This window comes from Mesorhizobium sp. M0136, assembly GCF_040322515.1.
Lineage (GTDB): Bacteria > Pseudomonadota > Alphaproteobacteria > Rhizobiales > Rhizobiaceae > Mesorhizobium.
On the sequence record NZ_JAMYTP010000006.1, the window covers coordinates 100616 to 121777 of the forward strand.

A 21162-nucleotide genomic window follows, 5' to 3' on the forward strand; every position below is an offset into this window, starting at 1 on the left:
CCCTCAGCTCAGTGGTTTTTCACCGATGGTCAGGGAAACCTCACGATTCTCGCCGCCGCGCACCACGCCGAGTGTCGCCAAGGCACCGGCACTGTCTGGTCCGAGCTTGCGGATCAGCTCGCGCGGGCCATGCACCGCCTCTGCGTTCCACGACACGATGATGTCGCCGAGGCTGAGACCGGCTGCTTTCGCCGGGCCGTTATCGTCCAGGCTCATCACCATGGCGCCCTGTGTATCACCATTGCGGACCGGATGCAGGCCGGCGCCAAGATAGCCGCGCGCCACATGACCCTTCTCGCGCAGCGTCGTGACTGCCCGTTCGATCGTTTCGTAAGGCATGACCAGTGCCCGCCGGCGTGGCCCGAACAGCAGCATACCGATCAGTCCGCCCTTGGCGTCGAGCACAGGGCCGCCCTCGAAACGGCCGCCGGCATTGACGGCAAGGTTGATGCGCCGGTCGATCGTGCCGCCCCGCATCGAGCGCCAGGCCGGACCGACCTCGCCGACCGTGCCGAAGGTGGCGAGTGACGTACCGTCACTATTGCCCGCGATGATTGCCAGATTGCCCGGCCGCACCGCCTCCGCCTTTACCAGTGACGGGGCGCTCGGCGCGCCGGCCGGTTTCAAAACGGCCGTGCCGGTGGACGGGTCGCGGCCGACCAGTTCGGCCTTGACGGCTTGGCCCGAAGAAAACGTCAGCTCGATCTCCTCGCCGGCCTCGACCGCCTCCTCGGCAGTGACGAAATAGCCGTCCCGCCAGTGGAAAGCAGTTGACGTCCGGTGGTGCGTCGCGAAGCTGGCCGTCGCTGGTGCCGCAGCTGCCGCGATGTCGGCAACGGCGTCGGATAACATGCTCAGATTGAAATCGCTCATGATTTGTCTCCTGGGTTCTTCGTGACCCAGATATCGCCCGGCGGGGGTTGGCGGATACTCGCCTGACGGCTAGTTGAGCATTTGACTGGCCATCTGGTCAGGTCGCGGCCGGTCCGGCTGCTCCGCACATATAGGCATTGTTCATCTTGTTCCAAACGGAGTCCTCAGGTGGCCCTGCCCGCTCAGCAATTGCAATATGACGATGCCCTTCTCGATGCTTATTCGGCGACGGTCGCCGATGCCGTCGACCGCATCGGGCCCGCCGTCTGCCGCATCGAGCGCATCGGTGGCCCGGGCGGCCATGGTTCCGGCTTCGTCATCGCGCCGGACGGGCTGGTCGTCACCAACTTCCACGTCGTCGGCGATGCGCGCAGCGTGCGCGTATCAATGCCGGACGGCGCTTCCAGGGAAGGCCGCGTGCTCGGCCGCGACCCCGACACCGACATTGCGCTGGTGCGCGCCGACGGTGACTTTGCCGACGTTGCGCCGCTCGGCGATTCCAAGCGTTTGAGGCGCGGCCAGATTGCAATTGCCATTGGCAACCCGCTCGGCTTCGAATGGACCGTCACCACTGGCGTCGTCTCGGCACTCGGCCGCTCGATGCGTGCCTCCACCGGCCGGCTGATCGACGACGTCATCCAGACCGACGCCGCGCTCAACCCCGGCAATTCCGGCGGACCACTGGTGTCCTCGGCCGGCGAGGTGATAGGCGTTAACACCGCGATGATCCATGGTGCGCAAGGCATCGCCTTCGCGGTTGCCTCCAACACGGCCAATTTCGTCATCTCGGAAATCATCCGCTTCGGCCGCGTGCGCCGTGCCTTCATCGGCGTTTCAGCCGACACCACCAACCTGCCGCGCCGCGCAGCCCTTTTGTCGCAAGTATCGAGCCGCACGGCGGTGCGCCTGCGCACCGTCGAAAAGAACAGCCCGGCGGACAAGGCCGGCCTCAGGGAAGGCGACATCATTGCCGCCATCGACGGCCGCCCGGTCACCGGTGTCGACGATCTGGTGCGCATGCTCGACGCCGAGCGCATCGGCCACGAGACGCTGTGCACGGTGGTGCGCCGCTCCGGCATTACTCAGGTCACGGTGATGCCAGTGGCGCGAAGCTGAGTGCTCGACCTTGATCCCGAACCGAAGGTCAGCGCAGCAAAAAGTGGGAACCGGTTTTTCGGACAACATCATGGTCAAACAAGATAGAGCCCATCCCGAACCTATCGGAATGGGCAGGCTCTATCGCGGCGCATAGATCCGGCCAAGCAGCGAAACCAGCAGCGCGGCCAATTCGCCGGTCGGATCGAGATCCGGATCGAAAATGGTCATATCCATTCCGGTGCAGCGCGGATCCGCCACCAGCGCCGTGAGAATGTCGACGAGATCGTCAGGATCGATGCCGGGGCTGCCCGGTGAATCCACTGCCGGCATGACTGTCTGATCGAGCGCATCGACGTCAAAATGCACCCAGTGGGGCCAGCCGGTTCGCGCCAACGTGCTCCAGGTCTTGTCCAGGACCTTCGCCGCGCCAAGCTCGCGCACGGCAAAGACGTCGATCAACGTCATCGCGGTCGAATGGATGTCCGGCCAGGCGAAGTTGGCGTTGCGGTTCTCGCGTTCGCCGATCTGTATCACCTGTTCGTCCGCGACAAGCGGTCTTGCGATGCCGGGCCAGTCGGTCAGCAACGGCTCACCACGTCCGGTTGCGAGCGCAAGGTCCATGCCGGCGGCCGAGCCGAGTGAGGCGTTGACGTCGTAATTGCCCGGATGGCGGAAATCGCTGTGGCCATCGACATGGATCAGCGCAACCGGACCAGATCGCCGTGCTGCGGCCAGCGCGCCAAGCAGGACAGCGCAGTCGCCGCCCACGACCAACGGGAACTCGCCTCGTCCCAGCGCGCCGGCAACGATTTCGGCGAGTGCGAGATTGAAGCTGCGTATGGCGTTGCCGTTGCGCAGCCGGGTGCCGGGCTGTGGCTCGGTGCTATAGGCGGGCCGATCAAGATCAACCACCTTGGCGGGCGAAAGCATCTCGACCAAGCCGGCTTCGGTAAGAGCCCGCGGCGCGCGCCAGGTCCCCGGAATATGCCCCGGCCGGAGCGGGCGGAGGCCAAGGTTGGAGGGTGCGCGGACAAGGCAGATTTCACGCATGGAGAAGGCCCAGGGTTGATTAACCCCTAAGTATAAACCGCAAGGGCGTGACCGGCCACGCGGCTAAAGCCCTCACGTCGCGTCTGCGGACAGTTCCTGCCAGCGGCCGCTGTCTCGCTCAGCCCGCCGCGCCATCGGCATATTGCGCTAGGAATTCCGTGCTCGGCGGGATCGGCTTGATCACGTCGATCAGCACGCCGTTGGGATCCCTGGTGATAAAGTGGCGCTGGCCGAAGGGTTCGTCGCACAGCGTTCGCAGGATCGGTAGCCCGGCGGCGGTGATCCGCTCATAGACGGCATCCGCATCCCTGACCTCGAAATTGATCAGCAGGCCGGAGGTGCGGCCCCGCCCCTCCTTCGGGATCGTCTCATGATCGCCCTGGACGATGCCGAGGTTGACGCGACGATCTTCTGCCGAGCGCAGATGGACGTACCAGTCGGCCTCGAACAGCGGCTTGAAGCCGAAATGCGCGATATAAAAGGCTGCAGTGCCGGCAACATCGCCCGTCATCAGCACCGGATAATAGCTCGTCGTCCTCATCTTTCCTTCTCCCGGCGAATAACATACAGTCTGCATGTAAATGGGAATTAACATACAGGCTGCATGTATGCAACAACGATCCGCTCGCCGCTCCAACCGCGATCGCACCGAGGCGACACGCGCCGAGCTCATCGCCGCGGCGCGAAAACTGTTCACCGAAAAATCCTATGCCGAGACCAGCACACCCGAGATCGTCGCCGCTACCGGCGTAACGCGCGGCGCGCTCTATCATCACTTTGCCGACAAGCAGGCGCTGTTTGCCGCTGTGGTCGAACAGGAGGCGCAAGCCATCGCGGAAGAGATCGAACGCGCGTCGCCGCCTTCGCTATCTGCCCCCGATGCGCTGATTGCCGGCTCGGATGCCTATCTGGCTGCCATGCGTGCCCCCGGCCGAACTCGACTCCTGCTGCTTGATGGCCCGGCCGTGCTCGGCCGCGCCGCCATGGATGCGATCGACAATCGCCATGGCAACCGTTCGCTGCGCGAGGGCCTTATCGCCGCGATGCGGTCGCACTCCATGAAGAGATTGCCTGTGGAAGCACTGACCGCTTTGCTCGCCGCTGCCTTCGACCGCGCATCGCTCGCCATTGAAGCTGGAGCCTCGATCGAGGACTATCGCGCCGTTCTCATGGCGCTGATCGACGGCCTGTCTCCGGCTCCTCCTCAGGCACCTCGCCCGGCTCGAACTCGTTGAAACAGCCGAGTTGGCGCTTGAACTGGTCGATCAGCCAGGCGGCCGCCGGTTTCGGGCTGCGATCGGCGCGATGCATGGCATAGAGCGGCGAGCGGACTTCGCTGTAAGGCTCGAGGTCGAGTTCGACGAGCCGGCCGTTCGCCAGATCATCGGCAATCAGCCAGCGCGGCAGCCCGCCCCAGCCCAGCCCCTCGCGCATCAGCACGTGCTTGGTGCGCACATCCGTCAGCCGCCAGGTGCGGTAGGCGAAGACGCCATAGTCACGCCCGCGCGTACGCTCGGACTGGTCCGAGACGACCAGCTGGATGTGTTCGCGGACATCCTCTAGCGCCACTGGTCTCGGCAGCAGCGCCAGCGGGTGTTCAGGCGCTGCAGCTGGCACCAGGGAGATGAAGCCGATGCGAAGCAGATTCACGTCCGTCTCACCCAGAAGCCCCCCGATGCCGAGATCGGCCTGTCCGCCGACAACATGATCGAGGATCAGGCCAAGCGAGCCGATATGCAGACGCAGCGTCACTGCCGGGAACTGCGCCTCGAATGCCTTTAGCACCCGAACCAGCACCGGCGACGGCAGTGTCACGTCGACCGACAGCGTAACTTCCGCCTCCAATCCCTGCCGGTATCCGTCGACACGCGAGCGGATGCGTTGCAGCACGCCGACCATGCGTCGCGCATCTTCCAGCGTCGCCTTGCCGACATCGGTCAGTTGCGGTTCACGCGTGCCCTCGCGCTCGAACAGCTTCAGCCCGAGCTGCGCTTCGAGGTTGGCGATAGCGTAGCTGATCACCGATTGCGCGCGATTCAATTTGCGGCCGGCGGCCGAGAAGCTGCCGGTCTCGGCCACCGCAACCAGTATCTGCAGTTGGTCAAGCGTCGGGTTCGGTTGCATCGTTCAATCCACAATTTAGATGGATCATATACAAAATATACCAGTTTTTCAAATGGGTCTGCGCACACATATTTGCCGGGAGATTTTAAGTCCAACCCTGGAGACCCATCATGTCGATCCTTCTTGTCACATCCAGCCCACGCGGCGCCGCCTCGCACTCGACCCGCATCGCCACCGAACTCGCCGAGAAGCTGCTTGCCGCCAATCCCTCGGCCAGGCTTGTCGCCCGCGACCTGGTAGCCAACCCGCTGCCGCATATCGACCCCGACTATTCGACCGGCATATATATGCCGGTCGAAGCGCGCAGCCAGCGCCAGGCTGAGGTCGTCGGCGTTTCCGACACGGTGCTGGACGAGCTGTTTGCGGCCGAGACCGTCATTCTCGCCACCGGCTTCATCAACTTCAACATCTCTTCGACGCTGAAGTCCTGGGTCGATCACATTGCCCGTTCCGGCAAGAGCTTTGCCTATGGCGAGAACGGCCCCAAGGGCCTCGTCACCGGCAAGAAGGTCTATATCGTGCTGGCTTCGGGCGGCATCTATTCCGAAGGTGCGGCCGTGCAGTTCGATCACGCCATTCCCTACCTGCGCAGCGTACTCGGCTTTCTCGGCATGAACGATGTCGAGGTCATCCGCATCGAAGGAGTCGGGATGGGCGCCGATGCGGTGGCAGCAGCGCTGGCCAAGGCGTCGGCCAAGGTCGACGCCATTGCGGCCGCGAACGGTAGTGCCGAGCGCGTGGCCACCGCGGCGTAGAGCGTCAGCATCGTCTGAATTGTACAAGGGCAGGCGCCTGGCGCCTGCCCTTGTACTCGTTGGCGACAACCTATTGTGGTGGGCCACACAACTGCCATTGGTTATTCGTCAGCCCTGGCAAGAAGGGGCTCATCCAGCCGGCGCTGAAGGTCCGCGGCCCGGAATATTTGCGCATCATCTATGGTCCCGAATATGACGCGCCCAACAATCTCGTCCGCCTCCGAGAACGCGGCCTGGCCGGCAAGCGCAGCCTGGCGCTCCGGGAGTTCGCACTTGGCCACGAAGCACTGACGCGATTTGTCGCCAAGCAGCCGCTACGCCGGGTTCACGAGTGTGTCTTCGCCGTGCTGGCGTTAGAAAGCGGGCCAATCGACCCAAGGCTGTGGTAGCCGATCTACCCGAAGATCTTTTCGCCTTGCTCGTCGACCAGTTGGATGCCCTTTTTGATCGAGATGTCGACAGCGTCGTCAAGCCCGGCAAAGCGGTCGGCGCGGATGAATTTGTGCTCCTTCATCACGCCGTCGATCTCCTTCGAAACCACGCCGCAGGTCTGGTACTGGCCCTCGGCCTTGTAGGGCGTGGCGCTGATCAAAAAGCCCTTGTGCTCGATCTGCTTTGCCGGCGCCGCTGTCTTTGGCTCGGCGGCTTCGTTGCCTCCGCCAAAAAGACGCTTCAGAAAAGACATGGGGTATCCTCCAACGGCAATCATCCTGCACCACATAGCGCGGTGCAGGATGATTTTCAGTACCGGTCCTAGGCCGAGCGGGCAAGGGCCGCAGCTGGCTTGGCACTCAGAGGTCAGTCGCGCGACAACGCTTCCAAGGCCTCTGCGGCAGCTTCCAATATGCTGATTGCCTCGGCCTGCTTTGCTTCAGGCGCATCGACGATTTCGCCGAGCGCGGCGCGCAGCCGGTGGCGCACGGCGCGAAACTCGTCGCGCTTTTCCGAGCGGCCGCGGCCGCGCCGGCCACCGTCGCCGTCATCGTTCCAGCCGAACCAGTCGCGCGCCTTAGCCATCTTGCGGCCGAAGCGCTCGAGATGTTCGAGCACGTGGTCGATCATCTCGCGATTTTGGTTGAGGTGCGCCTGCCCAGCCTCGGTGATTGAAAACACCTTCTTGTTGCCGTCCGCCGCAGAAACGGCGTAGCCGGCCTCTTCCAGGAAGGTCAGTGTCGGGTAGACCACGCCGGGGCTCGGGCTGTAGAAGCCGCTGGTGCGCTCCTCCAGCGCCTTGATGATGTCGTAGCCGTGCCGCGGCGCCTCGGCCAGAAGCGACAGCGTGATCAGCTTGAGGTCGCCGTCGGCCAGCATGCGCCCGGCGCGGAACATGTCGCCCGGCCCGCCGCGTCCGCCTCTCATGCCATGCCCGAACGGGCCGAAGCCGCCGCCGCGTCCGCCGAACTTGCCGGCCATATGCATGAAAACGCGCTCGGCGTGTTCGCCAAAACGATGACGCCCGAAATGATTGTCTTTGTGCATTGTCTGCTCCTTGAGTTATGTCTTAAGATATATCTCAACTACGTATTCGCAGCGACGGAGTCAAGATATATCTTACGATGTATCTGAAGATAGCGCCAGCAGGATTGGTTTTCGCCGGCAAGGGCGGTTAGGAAGCGCGCTAGGGGCCGAAGGCCACTCCCCAGGCGTCTAACGTGAAGCAACGCCCCCGTTCCGGGCAGTTACGCCGAAGACCGGCGAATGGATGCCAAGGCGACGAACCGGATGCTTCAGCGAAAATCCCAGATGATTGTGAAAACCTCGCGCAGAAAGCTGCCTCCGACGCTGCTGCCGGTGCTGCCTGCGGTGCGCCGCATCGTTGGCTGGCTTCGCGACCCCGCGGCTTGATAGCGGAGCATGCGAAAGGCTCGAAACTTTCTCGGGCGGTGCGAGAGGAATGGATACCCGTTACCAGCGGCCTTTGCGCCGGTTCCAGGCATAGAGCAGATCGGCGAAACGATCATAGGCATAGCGCGTCAACGGCAGTGCGGCCGGATTGCCGAACAGCGTCGCCAACCAGCCCTCGCCCGGCGTTATCAGCCACACCGCAACGGCAACATCGGCGCCGACCAGCAATTTGACACCGGCGTCGGTCGCATGCAGCCGACGCCGGATATCCTCCAGCCTTATGCCGTAGCGGGCCAACGCCGTCGGTTCGGCATTGATGTCGCGAAATTCGATCCGCCCGGCCTTGACCGCCTCGACCAGCCGCCGCTTCTGCCGGCTGATGCCGGCATCACAGACCGGACAGCGCGTATTATACCAGACGGTCAGCAGAGGCTTGCTCATGTTTCGAAACGGCACCAGAGGGACGCACCGACTATCCGGCAAACGCCATTGCGCCGCAACGCAACACGACAGCCGCGGAATGGCCGGCTAGTCCTGGAGCGCAACTTACCCGAGCGAGGTGATGATCTCGCGATAGGCATCCTCCGGGAAAGCCTTGAGTGTCCGCGTCCTGACGTTTCCGGCCGTCGCCAGCATCAGCGAGAAACGAGCCAGGACGGCATCGTCGGGCGCTTCGAGCACGGCCACCATGTCGCAATCCCCCATGGTGAGATAAAATGCCTTGAAGGACCCGCCCATGTCTCCCAGCAGCTTCTTGGCGGCATCGAGCCGTTTCGGCGATTCGCGCACGTTTTTGGCGCCTTGCTCCGTCCAGTTGATCAGCACGATGTAAGTTGTCATGGCACACCTCCCTCCGGTGCCACGGAGCACGGCGTCCAACCGCCGGGGCGGGCATCCGGGTTTGTCGCCCAGAGAATGCGTCCGTCGCGGAATTATCCTCCCGTAGGGCACGACCCGCAAGAGCGGCGCGTTCAATCGTGATCGCCTGTGCCCAAACGGAAAAGGGCGCCACCGGCGCCCTTGAAACTGCTTATCCGTCACCCGGCCTCAGCTGTCGAGGAAGCTTCTGAGCTTGCGCGACCGGCTCGGGTGTTTGAGCTTGCGCAGCGCCTTGGCTTCGATCTGGCGGATGCGCTCGCGGGTGACCGAGAATTGCTGGCCGACCTCTTCAAGCGTGTGGTCGGTGTTCATGCCGATGCCGAAGCGCATTCTGAGCACCGCTCTTCGCGCGGCGTCAGCGAGGCCAATACACGCGTCGTCGTCTCGCGCAAATTGGCCTGGATCGCCGCGTCAATCGGCAGGATCGCCATCTTGTCCTCGATGAAGTCGCCCAGATGCGAATCCTCCTCGTCGCCGACCGGCGTTTCGAGCGAGATCGGCTCCTTGGCGATCTTCAGCACCTTGCGCACTTTTCCAGCGGCATGGCGAGCTTTTCCGCCAGCTCTTCCGGCGTCGGCTCACGGCCGATCTCATGCAGCCGCCCGGAGAGGAGAGGACTATGACTGCGGTGAACAGTCAATGGACATTGCCCTATCATGCAAATGTCAACCGCTTTCATCCGGCTGTCACTACGGACAATCCCTGTGGAAATTATAGTTATTGAACAACATCAATTTCCGCCGCAAAAAGCCCGTCAGCCGTGCCGCGCCCGGTCAACATCACCCGAATGCCCTGATGAAGTGTCTTACGAAAGTCGTCAGGGACACCGCATAGAGTACCGGTCATTGTTGGCATGCGCGCCAGATCGACTCTATTTGGACAGCGAAACGACGGCCCCCCTACGTGATCGACGGAAAATTCGAGTTTCGTATCCTTCCCCATCAGTGCCGCGGCCCAAAGCGGGTATGCGGTTAGGACCGTTGCACGGACAACAATCCCGAAAATGAAAGGCAACAAAAGAACGCCGAAACCGGAAAGAATGAGGGTCTTGGCGGATGCGTCCCAGGCTTGAAAGTCGTTTGCGAACTTTCGGCAGCAAAGAACGAATATCAAGCAGCCACCGGGTATCGCTACCGATTTCGCTATAAAATCGTGGCCGCTGACATAGATTTGCGACGGCACAAAGGAATAGCCGAAGATCATGGCTCCAAGTAGAGCGCATGTTTGAATGGTAAGGCCAACCAGACAGAATATAAAAGTACGCAGAAGCCAGCGGCGCAACGGCCATCTCACTCCTGCATTCTCCACGCAAACTAGCCTAACTATCCAGAAAGCTCCGCAGCTTGCGCGACCGGCTCGGGTGTTTGAGCTTGCGCAGCGCCTTGGCTTCGATCTGGCGGATGCGCTCGCGGGTGACCGAGAATTGCTGGCCGACCTCTTCAAGCGTGTGGTCGGTGTTCATGCCGATGCCGAAGCGCATTCTGAGCACGCGCTCTTCGCGCGGCGTCAGCGAGGCCAATACACGCGTCGTCGTCTCGCGCAAATTGGCCTGGATCGCCGCGTCAATCGGCAGGATCGCCATCTTGTCCTCGATGAAGTCGCCCAGATGCGAATCCTCCTCGTCGCCGACCGGCGTTTCGAGCGAGATCGGCTCCTTGGCGATCTTCAGCACCTTGCGCACTTTTTCCAGCGGCATGGCGAGCTTTTCCGCCAGCTCTTCCGGCGTCGGCTCACGGCCGATCTCATGCAGCATCTGGCGCGAGGTGCGCACGATTTTGTTGATCGTTTCGATCATGTGCACCGGAATGCGGATGGTGCGCGCCTGGTCGGCGATAGAACGGGTGATCGCCTGCCGGATCCACCACGTCGCGTAGGTCGAGAACTTGTAGCCGCGGCGGTATTCGAATTTGTCGACCGCCTTCATCAGGCCGATATTGCCCTCCTGGATCAGATCGAGGAACTGCAGGCCGCGATTGGTGTATTTCTTGGCGATGGAAATGACGAGGCGCAGATTGGCCTCGACCATTTCCTTCTTGGCGATCGCGGCTTCGCGCTCGCCCTTCTGCACCTGGTTGACGATCTTGCGGAATTCCTGGATCGAAATCGCCGTCTCGGTGGCGAGGTTCTGGATCTCGGCGCGCAGGTCGCGGATGGCGTCCTTCTCGTTCTTGGTGAATTCCTTCCAGCCGCGCGAAGTCAAATTGCCGATCGAGCGGGTCCAGTTCGGATCGAGCTCCGAGCCCTGATATTCTTTGAGGAATTCCTCGCGGCGCACACCATAGCTTTCGGCCAGCCTGAGCAGCTTGCCTTCGTTCTGCACTAGGCGCTTGTTGATGTCGTAGAGCTGCTCGACCAGCGCCTCGATGCGCGCCGTGTTCAAGGACAGCGACTTCACCGCCTTGATCAGTTGGTCCTTCAATTCCTTCAGCCGGCGGTCCTGACTGGGCGACAGCGTGCCGGCGGCAGCCAGCCGGTTCTCGACCTGCTGGTCCTGCAGCTTGCGCAGTTTCTTGTAGGTGTCGGCAATGACGTCGAGCGTCTCCATCACCTGCGGGCGCAGTTCGGCTTCCATCGCCGCAAGCGACAGGCTCGCCTCGTCATCGTCTTCCTCGTCATCGTCCACCAGGCCACGGGTGTCGCCGCCGACGTTGGTGATGTCGTCCTCGTCCTCGCGCGAACGGCGCGACTTTTCCTCGGTCTTGGCTTCCTCGATACGCTCGACAACCGGCGCCTGCTTGGCCTCCGGCCCGGCATAGGTCGCCTCGAGGTCGATGATCTCGCGCAGCAGGATCTTCGATTCGTTGAGCTCGTCACGCCAGATGATGATGGCCTGGAAGGTCAGCGGGCTTTCGCACAGGCCCGCGATCATCGTCTCGCGGCCGGCCTCGATGCGCTTGGCGATCGCGATTTCGCCCTCGCGCGACAGAAGCTCGACTGAGCCCATCTCGCGCAGATACATGCGGACCGGATCGTCGGTGCGGTCGGTCGGCTCTTTCTTGGTCGTGGTGGCGGCGACGGCGGTGCCGGTCTGCTCGGCGAGTTCGTTCGCGTCTTCCTCGGCGTCAGCGGCAGTATCGGCGGCTTCGGGCTCCTCGCCCTGCTCGTCGTCCTCGACCACGTTGATGCCCATGTCGGAAAGCATGGCCATCGTGTCCTCGATCTGCTCGGAGGTCACTTCCTCCGAGGGCAGCACCGAATTCAGCTCGTCCATGGTGACATAGCCGCGCTTCTTGGCGGCCTTGATCATCTTCTTGACAGCATCGTCGGAAAGGTCGAGCAGAGGGCCATCGGTCGCGGCCTCGCGTTCGGTCTCGACTTCTTCCTTTTCCTTTGTCGCCATAGTCTTTATTTTCTCCAAGCGGCTGAGTATCAAAGCCGCGTAAGCTGCCGGTCCGGTCAAATTGGATGCGCTCCTTCCAGAACGCGCTTTACCGGGCCAGTAACTGCATCTCTCGTTAAGTCCAGATTAACCCTGATATCTGTGGCAAGCAGACTGCCTGTCCAGTGATCAGTACCTTACATCGCTGCATTCCCGTCGATGCCGGGGCGGGTTAACGTTTCGAATCGACCTGATTCCGCCATTCTGCCGGAAGGTCAAGCGCCTCTCGCATGATTCGCATGAAAAAAGCGAATCAATTACCCGACTTAGAGCACCGCACGCTTGATTCAACGCGCAAGCACGTCCTTACATTTCAGTCTTCTGGAGGCTTCGATCTAAACGCGCCCAGCTCTGCCCGACGATACGCCAAACCCTTCGATCAGCGCTTCCGTTGCCTGCACATCACGAAATTGCGCCTGGATTTCGACCAGGTGCCGGTAATTTTCGTCCGTGGGATCGCTGGCGAGCGCTGCTTCCGCCTGCTTCAGCTCCTTATGTAAGGTGCGCGCGCTGCGCTGCAAGTGGAGAGCTTGGCTGAACGCATCACGAGCATCGTCGAGTGCTGCCGTTTCCAGCGCCGGCCATTGCCGCGCACGTTTGATCAGCGCCACCGCGCGCCGCCAGATCTCACCGCAGCCGGCCCGCTCGATCGTCGCGATTACAGCCTCGCGGTTGTTGGCCATATCGTGCGCCATGGCGTCGAGGATGGCCGCATGCAGCCGCTTCAGATCGGAATTGGCGAGATCGAGGAACTCGACATGGGCGAAATTCTCGTCGATCAGCACGGGATGGTTGACGAGGGCCGCAATGATCGTCGCCTCGCGCACCGACATGCCCTCGCCGCCGCGTTTGACCAGCGCCGAGCGGCCGAGGCTTTCGGTGATCGCGGTGCGCCCACCGGCACCGCCGCCACGTGCAAACTGTCCGCCGGGTGCTGAGACCCTGCCCGGGAAGCGCTCACCGGGCCGTCCGTCCTGACGTCCCTGGCGTCCGCGCTGGGCACCGAAGAAGCTCTGCACGCGCTCGCGCATTTCCTGTTGGTAGTGATAGCGAAGGCTCTCGTCGCGGATGCGGCTGGTCAGTTCGCGGAGCGTCTTTTCGAGCTCCGCCCGCCGTTCCGGCGTATCGAAGATGCCGCCGGCGGTCTCGCGCATCCACAAGAGGTCGGCCAGCGGCCGCGCCTCGGAAAGCACGGCGCGGAACGCATCCGGTCCGTCACCCTTGACCAGATCGTCGGGATCCTTGCCCTCCGGCAGCAGGGCGAACCGCACGGAGCGGCCCGCCTGGACCGCCGGCAGCGCCATGTCGGCGGCGCGCCATGCTGCCTTCAGCCCGGCCTGGTCGCCGTCGAAGCACAGCACCGGCTCGCCGGCCATGCGCCACAGAAGTTCGAGCTGGTTTTCAGTCAATGCGGTGCCGAGCGGCGCCACCACGTTCTCGAAGCCGGCCTGCGCCAGCGCGATCACATCCATGTAGCCCTCTACGGCAATGACCGTGCCGCCCTTGGCCAGCGCTCCCTTTCCGAGCGCTTGGCGCGCACGGGCGAAATTGTAGAGCACGTTGCCCTTGTGGAAGAGCTCCGTGTCGGGCGAGTTCATGTATTTGGCCAGCGCATCCGGCGCCAGTGCCCGCCCGCCGAAGGCGATGATCTTGCCCCTGGAATCCGGGATCGGGAACATGATGCGGTCGCGAAACCAATCATAGGAGACCGGCACGTCGTCGCCATGTCGCACCAGCCCGCACGCCTCTATGTCGGCCTTGGGGACGCCCTTGGCGGCAAGGTGCTCCTTCAGCGCGTTGCGGCTGTCAGGGGCATAGCCGAGGCGGAAAGACTGCTGCGTCGCCGGTGTCAGCCCCCGGTCGCGCAGGTAGGCGCGGGCCTTTGCCCCTTCCGGTCCCTGCAGCCGTTCCTGGAAGAACACCGTCGCCATCTCCATGACATCGGTCAGGCTGGCGCGTTCCTTTTCGCGCCGTTCCTCATCGGCATCGCGAACCGGCATCGGCACGCCGGCCATGTCGGCGATCTTCTCGACGGCCTCGGGAAAGCTCATCCCATCGAGTTCGGTCAAAAACTTGAAATGGTCGCCCGAAACCGAGCAGCCGAAACAGTGATAACGGCCCTTCTTGTCCTCGCAATGGAAGGACGGGCTCTTCTCGCCATGGAACGGACAGCACGCCCAATAATCGCCACGCGGCGCGTTGGTCTTCTTCCTGTCCCACGCGACGCGCTGGCCGATCACCGAAGAAATCGGTACGCGGTCGCGTATCTCGTCGAGGAAAGCAGGCGGAAAGCGCATGGGGACAGCTCGTTTGGCCTTCATATAATCACACGGGCGAAGCCCGACGACTCCTAATGGCGACCATACCCGGTTTTCACAGGTCAAAAAGAGAAGGCGGCCCGCGGACCGCCTTCGTGGTCTAAACCGGCGCAGCGCCGATCAGCCGTTCCGCGCTCACTGCGCGGCGATGGCACCGAAGATCAGGCCGGAGAGAACGCTGACCAGCAGATAGTCGTTACCGACCCGGATCCACTCCTGGCCGGGACCCGGACGGCGCAGGCCATAGTGGCGATAATCGCGAATCGGCTGATGACGCTTCCAGCTCGAATATCTCTGGCCGTTGCGCCAATGGCTGCGCCTCACCACGATCTTCGTCTTCTTCACTACAACGCGCTTGGTCACGTCGACATGCTTGTTCACATGCCTGCCGGGCTTCTGCCAGTCGACCTGGCTGTAGTTCGACTGCGGCGCGTTTGGTGTGTTCAGGGGTGCAGCCTGGCCCTGCAAGGCGGTTGCAGCCAGCATCGAGAAGGCAATGGCGGAAAGAATGATACGTTTCATGGCGGGTAGTCCTTGGTTGTCGATGCCTCCGGAATAGAGCCGGAAGGATGAACCGAAACTGAATGCATAGATTACGTTTTTGTAATGATTTCTTACATTTAGAACGACTAATTCAGCGATACCTTTAAAGTGACCGTTCGAGAATGGACGCATGACCCTCCGCAACCCCGCAGGCTATGCAACCATTTTGTCAGCCATCCATTTCCGACACGCCCCGTCGTGTGGCAACACGCGTCCGAACCGGGCAAAATTTATTATTCGGCTAAAATAAGTCGGAGTAGTATCAACCCCTGCAATGTCCACGATTCGCGCCCACTTTTGCCCCTTTGACTTCACCGCGCCCGCGTCGCTGGCACTTGTCGCGTTGCGGGGCCTGGCATGAGTGGCTCGGTCGTCTTGCTGCACCTTGCCGGTGCGGTGGCACTGATGCTGTTTGCCACCCGTCTGGTGAAAACCGGCGTCGAGCGCGCCTACGGCGATGTGCTGCGCCACAAACTGCGCGCCACCATGCGCAATCCGTTCATGGCGGTTCTGGCCGGCTGCGGCCTGGCGGTCGCACTGCAAAGCTCGACCGCCGTCACCTTGCTGGTCGGCTCATTCGCCGGCTCCGGCATCGTCAGCGGCATGTCGGGCCAGCTTGCGGTGCGCGGCGCCGAGATCGGCTCGGCGCTGGTGGTCAAGCTGCTTACCTTTGATCTGTCGCTGCTGGTGCCGGTCTGCCTGGTCGCCGGCACCGTCATGTTCATGGCCACCGAGCGGCGCGACTGGCGCCAGTTCGGCCGCATCCTGGTCGGCATCGGCCTGCTGCTTCTGTCGCTGGAGATGATCGGCCAGGCGTCGGAGCCGCTCCGCCAGAGCACGCTGATGCCGCTCATCGTCGATTACTTCTCCGGCGATCCGGTCACCGCCTATCTTCTGGCAGCGTTGGTCACCTGGCTGTTCCATTCCTCGATTGCCGCGGTGCTGCTGATGGTGACGCTCGCCGGCCGCGGTTTCATCCCGCCCGAACTCGGCATCGTGCTGGTGCTCGGCGTCAATCTCGGCTCTTCGATCATCGCGCCGCTTCTAACCCGCAACGCAGAGCCCGGCGTTCGCATCGTGCCGATCGGGAATCTCCTGATGCGCGGCATGGGTTCGCTGATCATGCTGATCCTGTTCCTGACGTTCAAGCCGCCGGTCGCCTTCTTGGGCAGCACCGTGCCCGAGCAGATCGTCAATGCCCACATCGCCTTCAACATCTTGATCCTGATCGCCGGCGTGCCGCTGGCGCGCCTGGTCTATCGCGCCTCGGAAAAGATCGTGGCGCTGGGCACCAAGCCGCAGCCCGCCAACGCGCTCGACGTCGTTGAGCTTTCCGCGCTCAACGAAAGTGCGCTCGACGTGCCGAGCCAGGCATTAGCCAACGCCACCCGCGAGGTGGTGCGGGTCTGCGAGACGGTCGAGATCATGCTGAAACGGATCATTGAGCTCTATGAGAGCGCCGATGCCGACAAGATTGGCGCGCTGGCCGCACTCGACGACCGTGTCGACAGAAAGCACGCGGCAATCAAGCTCTATCTGGCCAGGGTCACCAAGAACCCGCTGAGCGAGGACGAGGCCCTGCGTTGCCAGGAGCTGATCGGCGCCTGCGTCAAGCTGGAGCAGGTCGGCGACATCATTGTGCGCAACATGCTGGTCCACGTGAAGAAGAAATTCGAGCGCGGGCTGGAGTTCACGCCGGAAGGATGGCGTGAGCTTTGCGCCTTCCATGCCTTGGTGCTTGCCAACGCCAGGCTTGCCTTCAACGTGCTGGTGTCCCGCGATCCGGAGACCGCTCGCCAGTTGGTGCTGGAAAAGGACCGGCTGCGCGACCGCGAGAAGGAAACCAGCCAGAGCCATTTCGTGCGGCTGCGCGACGGCACCGCCAAGAGCGTCGAGACCAGTTCCATCCATCTCGACACCATTCGCGACCTCAAGCAGATCAACTCGCTGCTCGCCTCGATGGCCTATCCCGTGCTTGAGGAGCGCGGTCTGCTCACCGGTTCGCGGCTGAAGGCTGGATAGATTGCGTCCACAGGCCAGGTAGCTTCAGAACATCGCCTATAAAAATTGCTGTGGGCTAATGCGCAAAAATTATCTTTGCGCGTTTTCCCGTCTGTCGGCTAAAGGATCGTCCCATATCTACCGGGAGGAAAGTCGATGGACACCCATTCTCGCAGCTTCGCCAAGGCGCTTTCCTGGCGCGTCACCGGCACCATCGACACGATGATCATCTCGCTCGTCGTGACCGGAAGCATCAAGCTCGCCGCGGCCATCGGCCTGACCGAGGTCGTCACCAAGTCGCTGCTCTATTATCTTCACGAACGGGCGTGGCTGAAAATTCCTTACGGGAGGAAGGCAGCCGCCTAGCTCTTGCCTCCGTGGCGGGCGCCAGACCGGCGATCAAGAAAAGCTAAAGCGGCGTCGCCAATTTCTGGATTGCCCGCTGCCCGCATCCGTGGTTTGAGGCCAGCTTGTCCGAGGATCTCCTTCGCGCCATGCTGCCCCTCATTGCCCTGTTCATAGCTGCCTTCGCCTTCGGCACCACCGAATTCGTCATCGCCGGCGTGCTGCCGCAGGTGGCGGATGGCCTTGCCGTCGCGATTCCGACCGCCGGCTATCTCGTTTCCGGCTATGCCGGCGGCATTGCAGTCGGCGGCCCGCTGCTGGCGCTCGCCACCAAAAGGTTCTCCCGCAAGGCCCTGCTGCTTGGACTGACTGCAGCCTTCACCATCGGCCAGGCCGCCTGCGCGCTGGCGCCCGACTTCGCCTCTATGCTGCTGTTGCGGATAGCGGTGGCCGTGGCGCATGGCGCCTATTTCGGCGTTGCCATGGTGGTGGCCGTCGGCCTCGTGCGCGAAGACCAGCGCGGCATGGCGGTGGCGCTGATCCTGTCCGGCCTCACCGTATCGAACGTCATCGGCGTTCCGGCCGGCACGGCAATCGGCAACATCTGGGGATGGCGTGCAACATTCTGGGTGATGTGCGCGCTCGGTGTGGTGGCCTTCGCGGCAATCGGCGCCCTGCTGCCGCGCAAGACGGGATCGTCGAGCCCGTCAGTGAGCCTTGGAAGCGAGGTCCGCGTGCTCGCACGTCAGCAGGTCTGGACCTCGCTCATTATCATGCTGATGCTGATGATCGGCCAGTTCGGCCTGTTCACCTATATCACGCCGACGCTGCTTGAGGTCACAGGCCTCGACGAGAAATGGATACCTTGGGTGCTCTTGCTGAACGGGGTCGGCGCAACGATCGGCGTCTTCGTCGGCGGGCGGCTCGCCGACTGGAAGCTGATGCCGTCGCTCATCGCCATGCTTTTCCTGCAGGCGGTGATGCTCGCCTTGATCTATGCCGTCAGTTCTTACCCACTGCCGATGGTGATAGCGATCTTCGTCTGGGGCGGCCTCAACTTCGCCATCGGCACGCCGATCCAGACCCGGATACTGACCTGGACCGCGGATGCCTCCAATCTTGCCTCGTCGCTCATTCCGTCGGGCTTCAATGTCGGCATCGCGCTCGCCGCATCGCTCGGCGCGGCCATGCTCAATGCCGGCTATGGCTATCGCAGCCTGCCGGTGGTTGGCGCGGTCGCCATGCTGGTCGCGGTCGCGGTTGCGCTTGCCTCGCATGTCTGGGAATGGCGAAGCCGGCTGCGCCGCCGCTGCCGGCTGCCGCCGAATAGGGCTACAGATCGATCCGGTAGCGCAGGCTTTCCGCGCCGCCATAGGCGGCGTCCTCGAAGAAACGCCCGACGAGCCGGCCGCCATTGGCCAGAACGACCTTCTGCGAGGGCACATTGTGAGGCTTGCAGGTGATTTCGACGAAGGGCAGGCCAACAGCCCTCGCCTCCACCAGCATCAGCCGCAGCGCCTCGGTCGCATAGCCGCGTCCCCGTTTCCGCGGCACCACCGCATAGCCGATGTGGCCGAGCACATGCGACGGCAGCGCCGCGGTGCCGTGTTGCCAGCGCAAGCCGATTGAGCCTGCGACTTCCCCGTCCCAGATCCAGCGCCGGAATCCGGGCAGCCGCGGCACCGTCGAACCGTCGGGCAAGGTGATCGGCGGTCCCTTGCCATCGGAATCGTCGAGATCGCCAAGGAAAGTCGCTGGATCCTTTTCGATAGCCGCAAGCTGCTCGCGCGTCGCGTCGAGCAGCCGCACATTGTCCGGCGACCAGCCGCGCTCGAGAGCCGCCTTGTAGGACGGCAGGTGTTCAAGCGCCGGTTTGACGAGTTCGATCACGGGCGCGAGCTTTTGGCTGCCGGATTGCGGGCGCGACGGCAAGGGCCTTCGGCAGCTTACTGAAGCAGACTCTTGACGATGCCGCTCGCCTTGGAGAAATCCATCTGACCGGCGTATCTCTCCTTGAGCGCCGCCATCACCTTGCCCATGTCCTTGACGCCGCTGGCGCCGGTCTCGGCAATCGCGGAACGGACGGCGCTTTCCGTCTCAACCTGGCCCAGTTGCGTCGGCAGGAAGTCGCGGATGATGGCCATCTCGTCGCGCTCCTGCGCCGCAAGCTCCGGCCGCTTGCCGTCATCGAACGCCTTGGCCGATTCCTCGCGCTGCTTCACCATCTTGGCCAGGATCTGCAGGATCTCGTCGTCGCTGGCCGGCTCCTTGCCGGCGCCGCGATTGGCGATGTCGCGGTCGTGAATGGCCGCCTGGATCAGCCGCAATGTCGGCAGCCGGCGCTTGTCCTGCGCCTTCATCGCGCTCTTCAGGGATTCGGCGATTTTGCCTCGCATAGTGCTTTCTCCTTCGAATGCGGCGGACAATAGCCGTGCCGAAAGCCCAACGCAAATGCGACACTACCGGCAAATCCCTGATATTGTTCGACGAAATAAATCCGGGCTCGCACTTCCTGGCCTCATTGACCGCCTTGGCGCCTTCCCCTATGTACTGGGCCTTGCATGAACTGAATTCTAGTGCACGTCGCCCAAAAGTGCGTAGCTGTTTTGGGGCAACGACATGCACACGTGAAAACTTGGCGCGCCGAGGCTGTGAGATCGCCGCTTCGCGCTTTTTGTTGCGCCGACTGAGGGCGCACCTTTAGGAGTGCCGCCGTGGCAACGATGACCGCCGCATCGCCCCCCCCTTGGGCCACCGACAAGCCGACTGCTCTGCTGGTGCTGGCCGACGGCACCGTCATCGAGGGTCGCGGTCTGGGCGCCGCCGGCTCCGCCGTCGCCGAGGTCTGCTTCAACACTGCGCTGACCGGCTATCAGGAGATCCTCACCGACCCATCCTATGCCGGCCAGATCGTCACTTTCACCTTTCCGCATATCGGCAATATCGGCACAAACGACGAAGATATCGAGGACCTCAACCCGCTGGCCCGCGCCGGTGCCGTCGGCGCCGTGTTCAAGGCCGACGTCACCAACCCGTCGAATTATCGCGCCGGAACCGGTCTCGACCAGTGGCTGAAGAAGCGCGGCATCGTCGCACTTTCAGGCATCGACACGCGGGCGCTGACCGCGTTGATCCGCGAAAAGGGCATGCCAAATGCCGTCATCGCGCACGCGCCCGACGGTATCTTCGACGTCGATGATCTCAAGCGCCGCGCCGCCGCATGGTCGGGGCTTATCGGGCTTGATCTGGCCAAGGAGGTCACCTCCGGTCAATCCTCGGTCTGGCGCGAGACGCCCTGGGCCTGGAACGAGGGCTTTGGCGAACAGGCTGACCCGTCGATGCACGTCGTTGCCGTCGACTACGGGGTCAAGCGCAACATATTGCGCCTGCTGGCCGGCCTCGGCGCCAAGGTAACTGTGGTGCCGGCAAAAACCGGCGCCGAGGAGATCCTGGCGATGCGGCCCGACGGCATTTTTCTATCCAACGGCCCTGGCGATCCGGAAGCAACCGGCGACTACGCCGTGCCGGTCATTCAGGATCTTTTGAAGACCGATATCCCACTGTTCGGCATCTGCCTCGGCCACCAGATGCTGGCGCTGGCGCTGGGCGGCAAGACTGCAAAAATGCATCAGGGCCACCACGGCGCAAATCATCCGGTCAAGGACCACACCACCGGCAAGGTCGAGATCGTCTCGATGAACCATGGCTTTGCCGTCGACGCCGACTCGTTGCCGAGCGGCGTCGAGGAAACCCATGTCTCGCTGTTCGACGGTTCGAATTGCGGCATTGCGCTCACCGGCAGACCGGTCTTCTCGGTCCAGCATCATCCCGAAGCCTCGCCCGGGCCGCAAGATTCGCACTATCTGTTTCGCCGCTTCGTCAACCTGATCCGCGAAAAGCGCGGCGAGCCGGCACTGGCCGAGCGTGTTTAGCGCATTGCGTAAAAACGGAT

Annotated in this window: 22 protein-coding genes and 2 pseudogenes; 9 read left to right on the forward strand and 15 right to left on the reverse strand. The window is 62.7% G+C overall.

What is annotated here, in order from left to right:
* Positions 1–3 precede the first annotated feature (3 nt).
* The gene (locus NKJ35_RS09170; protein WP_352646428.1) at positions 4–873 is read right to left on the reverse strand and encodes a S1C family serine protease; all 870 of its coding nucleotides are present in this window, start codon (positions 871–873) and stop codon (positions 4–6) included.
* A gap of 168 nt (positions 874–1041) precedes the next feature.
* On the opposite strand from NKJ35_RS09170, the gene NKJ35_RS09175 reads away from it, so the two are divergent.
* The gene (locus NKJ35_RS09175; RefSeq protein WP_254820361.1) at positions 1042–1989 is read left to right on the forward strand and encodes a S1C family serine protease; all 948 of its coding nucleotides are present in this window, start codon (positions 1042–1044) and stop codon (positions 1987–1989) included.
* 120 nt (positions 1990–2109) lie between these two features.
* Here NKJ35_RS09175 and NKJ35_RS09180 read toward each other — a convergent pair whose 3' ends face one another.
* On the reverse strand, positions 2110–3021 hold the full coding sequence (locus NKJ35_RS09180) for an arginase family protein (protein WP_352646429.1): 912 nt from the start codon (positions 3019–3021) through the stop codon (positions 2110–2112).
* A 118-nt stretch (positions 3022–3139) separates the two neighbouring features.
* A complete protein-coding gene (locus NKJ35_RS09185; protein ID WP_352646431.1) occupies positions 3140–3562 on the reverse strand; it encodes a VOC family protein in 423 nt (140 codons plus the stop codon).
* Between the two features lie 67 nt (positions 3563–3629).
* Between NKJ35_RS09185 and NKJ35_RS09190 the strand changes: the two genes are divergently transcribed.
* Positions 3630–4256: a TetR/AcrR family transcriptional regulator gene (locus NKJ35_RS09190; protein WP_352646432.1), complete on the forward strand. Its 627-nt coding sequence runs from the start codon at positions 3630–3632 to the stop codon at positions 4254–4256.
* Here the strand turns inward: NKJ35_RS09190 and NKJ35_RS09195 are convergent.
* A complete protein-coding gene (locus tag NKJ35_RS09195) occupies positions 4189–5145 on the reverse strand; it encodes a LysR family transcriptional regulator (RefSeq protein WP_352646434.1) in 957 nt (318 codons plus the stop codon). The two genes, NKJ35_RS09190 and NKJ35_RS09195, sit on opposite strands and share 68 nt — an antisense overlap.
* 110 nt (positions 5146–5255) lie before the next feature.
* On the opposite strand from NKJ35_RS09195, the gene NKJ35_RS09200 reads away from it, so the two are divergent.
* On the forward strand, positions 5256–5900 hold the full coding sequence (locus NKJ35_RS09200) for an FMN-dependent NADH-azoreductase (RefSeq protein WP_352646435.1): 645 nt from the start codon (positions 5256–5258) through the stop codon (positions 5898–5900).
* Between the two features lie 59 nt (positions 5901–5959).
* Positions 5960–6289, forward strand: coding sequence for a hypothetical protein (locus NKJ35_RS09205; RefSeq protein ID WP_352646678.1), 330 nt, complete (start codon positions 5960–5962; stop codon positions 6287–6289).
* Between the two features lie 5 nt (positions 6290–6294).
* On the opposite strand, the gene NKJ35_RS09210 is transcribed toward NKJ35_RS09205, so the two are convergent.
* Positions 6295–6585 (reverse strand): HlyU family transcriptional regulator, encoded by a 291-nt coding sequence (locus tag NKJ35_RS09210; protein WP_023678291.1) that lies wholly within the window; start codon positions 6583–6585, stop codon positions 6295–6297.
* Between the two features lie 113 nt (positions 6586–6698).
* Positions 6699–7379 carry a PadR family transcriptional regulator gene (locus NKJ35_RS09215; protein ID WP_352646437.1) on the reverse strand — a complete coding sequence of 227 codons (681 nt, stop codon included), beginning with the start codon at positions 7377–7379 and terminating at the stop codon, positions 6699–6701.
* Positions 7380–7598: 219 nt separating this feature from the next.
* Between NKJ35_RS09215 and NKJ35_RS09220 the strand changes: the two genes are divergently transcribed.
* Complete coding sequence (locus NKJ35_RS09220; RefSeq protein WP_352646439.1) at positions 7599–7745, forward strand: hypothetical protein; 147 nt, start codon at positions 7599–7601, stop codon at positions 7743–7745.
* A 60-nt stretch (positions 7746–7805) separates the two neighbouring features.
* Here NKJ35_RS09220 and NKJ35_RS09225 read toward each other — a convergent pair whose 3' ends face one another.
* The 7 genes and pseudogenes from NKJ35_RS09225 to NKJ35_RS09255 all read right to left on the reverse strand — a co-directional run bounded on the left by NKJ35_RS09225 (position 7806) and on the right by NKJ35_RS09255 (position 14843).
* Complete coding sequence (locus tag NKJ35_RS09225) at positions 7806–8186, reverse strand: thiol-disulfide oxidoreductase DCC family protein (RefSeq protein ID WP_352646441.1); 381 nt, start codon at positions 8184–8186, stop codon at positions 7806–7808.
* 105 nt (positions 8187–8291) lie between these two features.
* Positions 8292–8585, reverse strand: coding sequence for a GYD domain-containing protein (locus tag NKJ35_RS09230; RefSeq protein ID WP_352450720.1), 294 nt, complete (start codon positions 8583–8585; stop codon positions 8292–8294).
* Between the two features lie 207 nt (positions 8586–8792).
* Positions 8793–9222, reverse strand: a pseudogene (locus tag NKJ35_RS09235) (sigma-70 family RNA polymerase sigma factor); the annotation flags it as partial.
* Positions 9223–9341: 119 nt separating this feature from the next.
* Positions 9342–9827 carry a hypothetical protein gene (locus NKJ35_RS09240; protein ID WP_352646443.1) on the reverse strand — a complete coding sequence of 162 codons (486 nt, stop codon included), beginning with the start codon at positions 9825–9827 and terminating at the stop codon, positions 9342–9344.
* A gap of 115 nt (positions 9828–9942) precedes the next feature.
* Positions 9943–11964, reverse strand: a complete 2022-nt coding sequence (rpoD, locus tag NKJ35_RS09245) for an RNA polymerase sigma factor RpoD (protein WP_023678297.1) — start codon at positions 11962–11964, stop codon at positions 9943–9945.
* Between the two features lie 374 nt (positions 11965–12338).
* Complete coding sequence (gene dnaG, locus NKJ35_RS09250; RefSeq protein WP_352506763.1) at positions 12339–14300, reverse strand: DNA primase; 1962 nt, start codon at positions 14298–14300, stop codon at positions 12339–12341.
* Positions 14301–14456: 156 nt separating this feature from the next.
* Positions 14457–14843, reverse strand: a complete 387-nt coding sequence (locus NKJ35_RS09255; protein ID WP_254820349.1) for an RcnB family protein — start codon at positions 14841–14843, stop codon at positions 14457–14459.
* Positions 14844–15221: 378 nt separating this feature from the next.
* Here NKJ35_RS09255 and NKJ35_RS09260 point away from each other — a divergent pair, with 378 nt between their 5' ends.
* The 3 genes and pseudogenes from NKJ35_RS09260 (at position 15222) to NKJ35_RS09270 (ending at position 18540) form a co-directional block, all read left to right on the forward strand.
* Entirely contained in the window at positions 15222–16886 is a 1665-nt protein-coding gene (locus NKJ35_RS09260; RefSeq protein WP_254820348.1) for a Na/Pi cotransporter family protein, read from the forward strand.
* Positions 16887–17021: 135 nt separating this feature from the next.
* The gene (locus tag NKJ35_RS09265; RefSeq protein ID WP_023678301.1) at positions 17022–17231 is read left to right on the forward strand and encodes a DUF2061 domain-containing protein; all 210 of its coding nucleotides are present in this window, start codon (positions 17022–17024) and stop codon (positions 17229–17231) included.
* 128 nt (positions 17232–17359) lie between these two features.
* Positions 17360–18540: pseudogene (locus tag NKJ35_RS09270) on the forward strand (MFS transporter).
* Between the two features lie 2 nt (positions 18541–18542).
* Here NKJ35_RS09270 and NKJ35_RS09275 read toward each other — a convergent pair.
* Complete coding sequence (locus tag NKJ35_RS09275; protein WP_352646447.1) at positions 18543–19100, reverse strand: GNAT family N-acetyltransferase; 558 nt, start codon at positions 19098–19100, stop codon at positions 18543–18545.
* Positions 19101–19156: 56 nt separating this feature from the next.
* On the reverse strand, positions 19157–19606 hold the full coding sequence (locus NKJ35_RS09280) for a GatB/YqeY domain-containing protein (RefSeq protein ID WP_352477804.1): 450 nt from the start codon (positions 19604–19606) through the stop codon (positions 19157–19159).
* Positions 19607–19933: 327 nt separating this feature from the next.
* Between NKJ35_RS09280 and carA the strand changes: the two genes are divergently transcribed.
* Positions 19934–21142 carry a glutamine-hydrolyzing carbamoyl-phosphate synthase small subunit gene (gene carA, locus NKJ35_RS09285; RefSeq protein WP_352646679.1) on the forward strand — a complete coding sequence of 403 codons (1209 nt, stop codon included), beginning with the start codon at positions 19934–19936 and terminating at the stop codon, positions 21140–21142.
* Positions 21143–21162: the final 20 nt, after the last annotated feature.

Bases quoted from the DNA above. Each gene is read 5' to 3' on its own strand.
- NKJ35_RS09220 (WP_352646439.1), top strand. From the start codon at position 7,599: ATGGATGCCAAGGCGACGAACCGGATGCTTCAGCGAAAATCCCAGATG.
- carA (WP_352646679.1), top strand. From the start codon at position 19,934: ATGACCGCCGCATCGCCCCCCCCTTGGGCCACCGACAAGCCGACTGCT.
- rpoD (WP_023678297.1), bottom strand. From the start codon at position 11,964: ATGGCGACAAAGGAAAAGGAAGAAGTCGAGACCGAACGCGAGGCCGCG.
- NKJ35_RS09180 (WP_352646429.1), bottom strand. From the start codon at position 3,021: ATGCGTGAAATCTGCCTTGTCCGCGCACCCTCCAACCTTGGCCTCCGC.
- NKJ35_RS09225 (WP_352646441.1), bottom strand. From the start codon at position 8,186: ATGAGCAAGCCTCTGCTGACCGTCTGGTATAATACGCGCTGTCCGGTC.
- NKJ35_RS09170 (WP_352646428.1), bottom strand. From the start codon at position 873: ATGAGCGATTTCAATCTGAGCATGTTATCCGACGCCGTTGCCGACATC.
- NKJ35_RS09265 (WP_023678301.1), top strand. From the start codon at position 17,022: ATGGACACCCATTCTCGCAGCTTCGCCAAGGCGCTTTCCTGGCGCGTC.
- NKJ35_RS09190 (WP_352646432.1), top strand. From the start codon at position 3,630: ATGCAACAACGATCCGCTCGCCGCTCCAACCGCGATCGCACCGAGGCG.
- NKJ35_RS09185 (WP_352646431.1), bottom strand. From the start codon at position 3,562: ATGAGGACGACGAGCTATTATCCGGTGCTGATGACGGGCGATGTTGCC.
- NKJ35_RS09215 (WP_352646437.1), bottom strand. From the start codon at position 7,379: ATGCACAAAGACAATCATTTCGGGCGTCATCGTTTTGGCGAACACGCC.
- NKJ35_RS09195 (WP_352646434.1), bottom strand. From the start codon at position 5,145: ATGCAACCGAACCCGACGCTTGACCAACTGCAGATACTGGTTGCGGTG.
- NKJ35_RS09240 (WP_352646443.1), bottom strand. From the start codon at position 9,827: ATGATCTTCGGCTATTCCTTTGTGCCGTCGCAAATCTATGTCAGCGGC.
- NKJ35_RS09200 (WP_352646435.1), top strand. From the start codon at position 5,256: ATGTCGATCCTTCTTGTCACATCCAGCCCACGCGGCGCCGCCTCGCAC.
- NKJ35_RS09255 (WP_254820349.1), bottom strand. From the start codon at position 14,843: ATGAAACGTATCATTCTTTCCGCCATTGCCTTCTCGATGCTGGCTGCA.
- dnaG (WP_352506763.1), bottom strand. From the start codon at position 14,300: ATGCGCTTTCCGCCTGCTTTCCTCGACGAGATACGCGACCGCGTACCG.
- NKJ35_RS09260 (WP_254820348.1), top strand. From the start codon at position 15,222: ATGAGTGGCTCGGTCGTCTTGCTGCACCTTGCCGGTGCGGTGGCACTG.
- NKJ35_RS09230 (WP_352450720.1), bottom strand. From the start codon at position 8,585: ATGACAACTTACATCGTGCTGATCAACTGGACGGAGCAAGGCGCCAAA.
- NKJ35_RS09210 (WP_023678291.1), bottom strand. From the start codon at position 6,585: ATGTCTTTTCTGAAGCGTCTTTTTGGCGGAGGCAACGAAGCCGCCGAG.
- NKJ35_RS09280 (WP_352477804.1), bottom strand. From the start codon at position 19,606: ATGCGAGGCAAAATCGCCGAATCCCTGAAGAGCGCGATGAAGGCGCAG.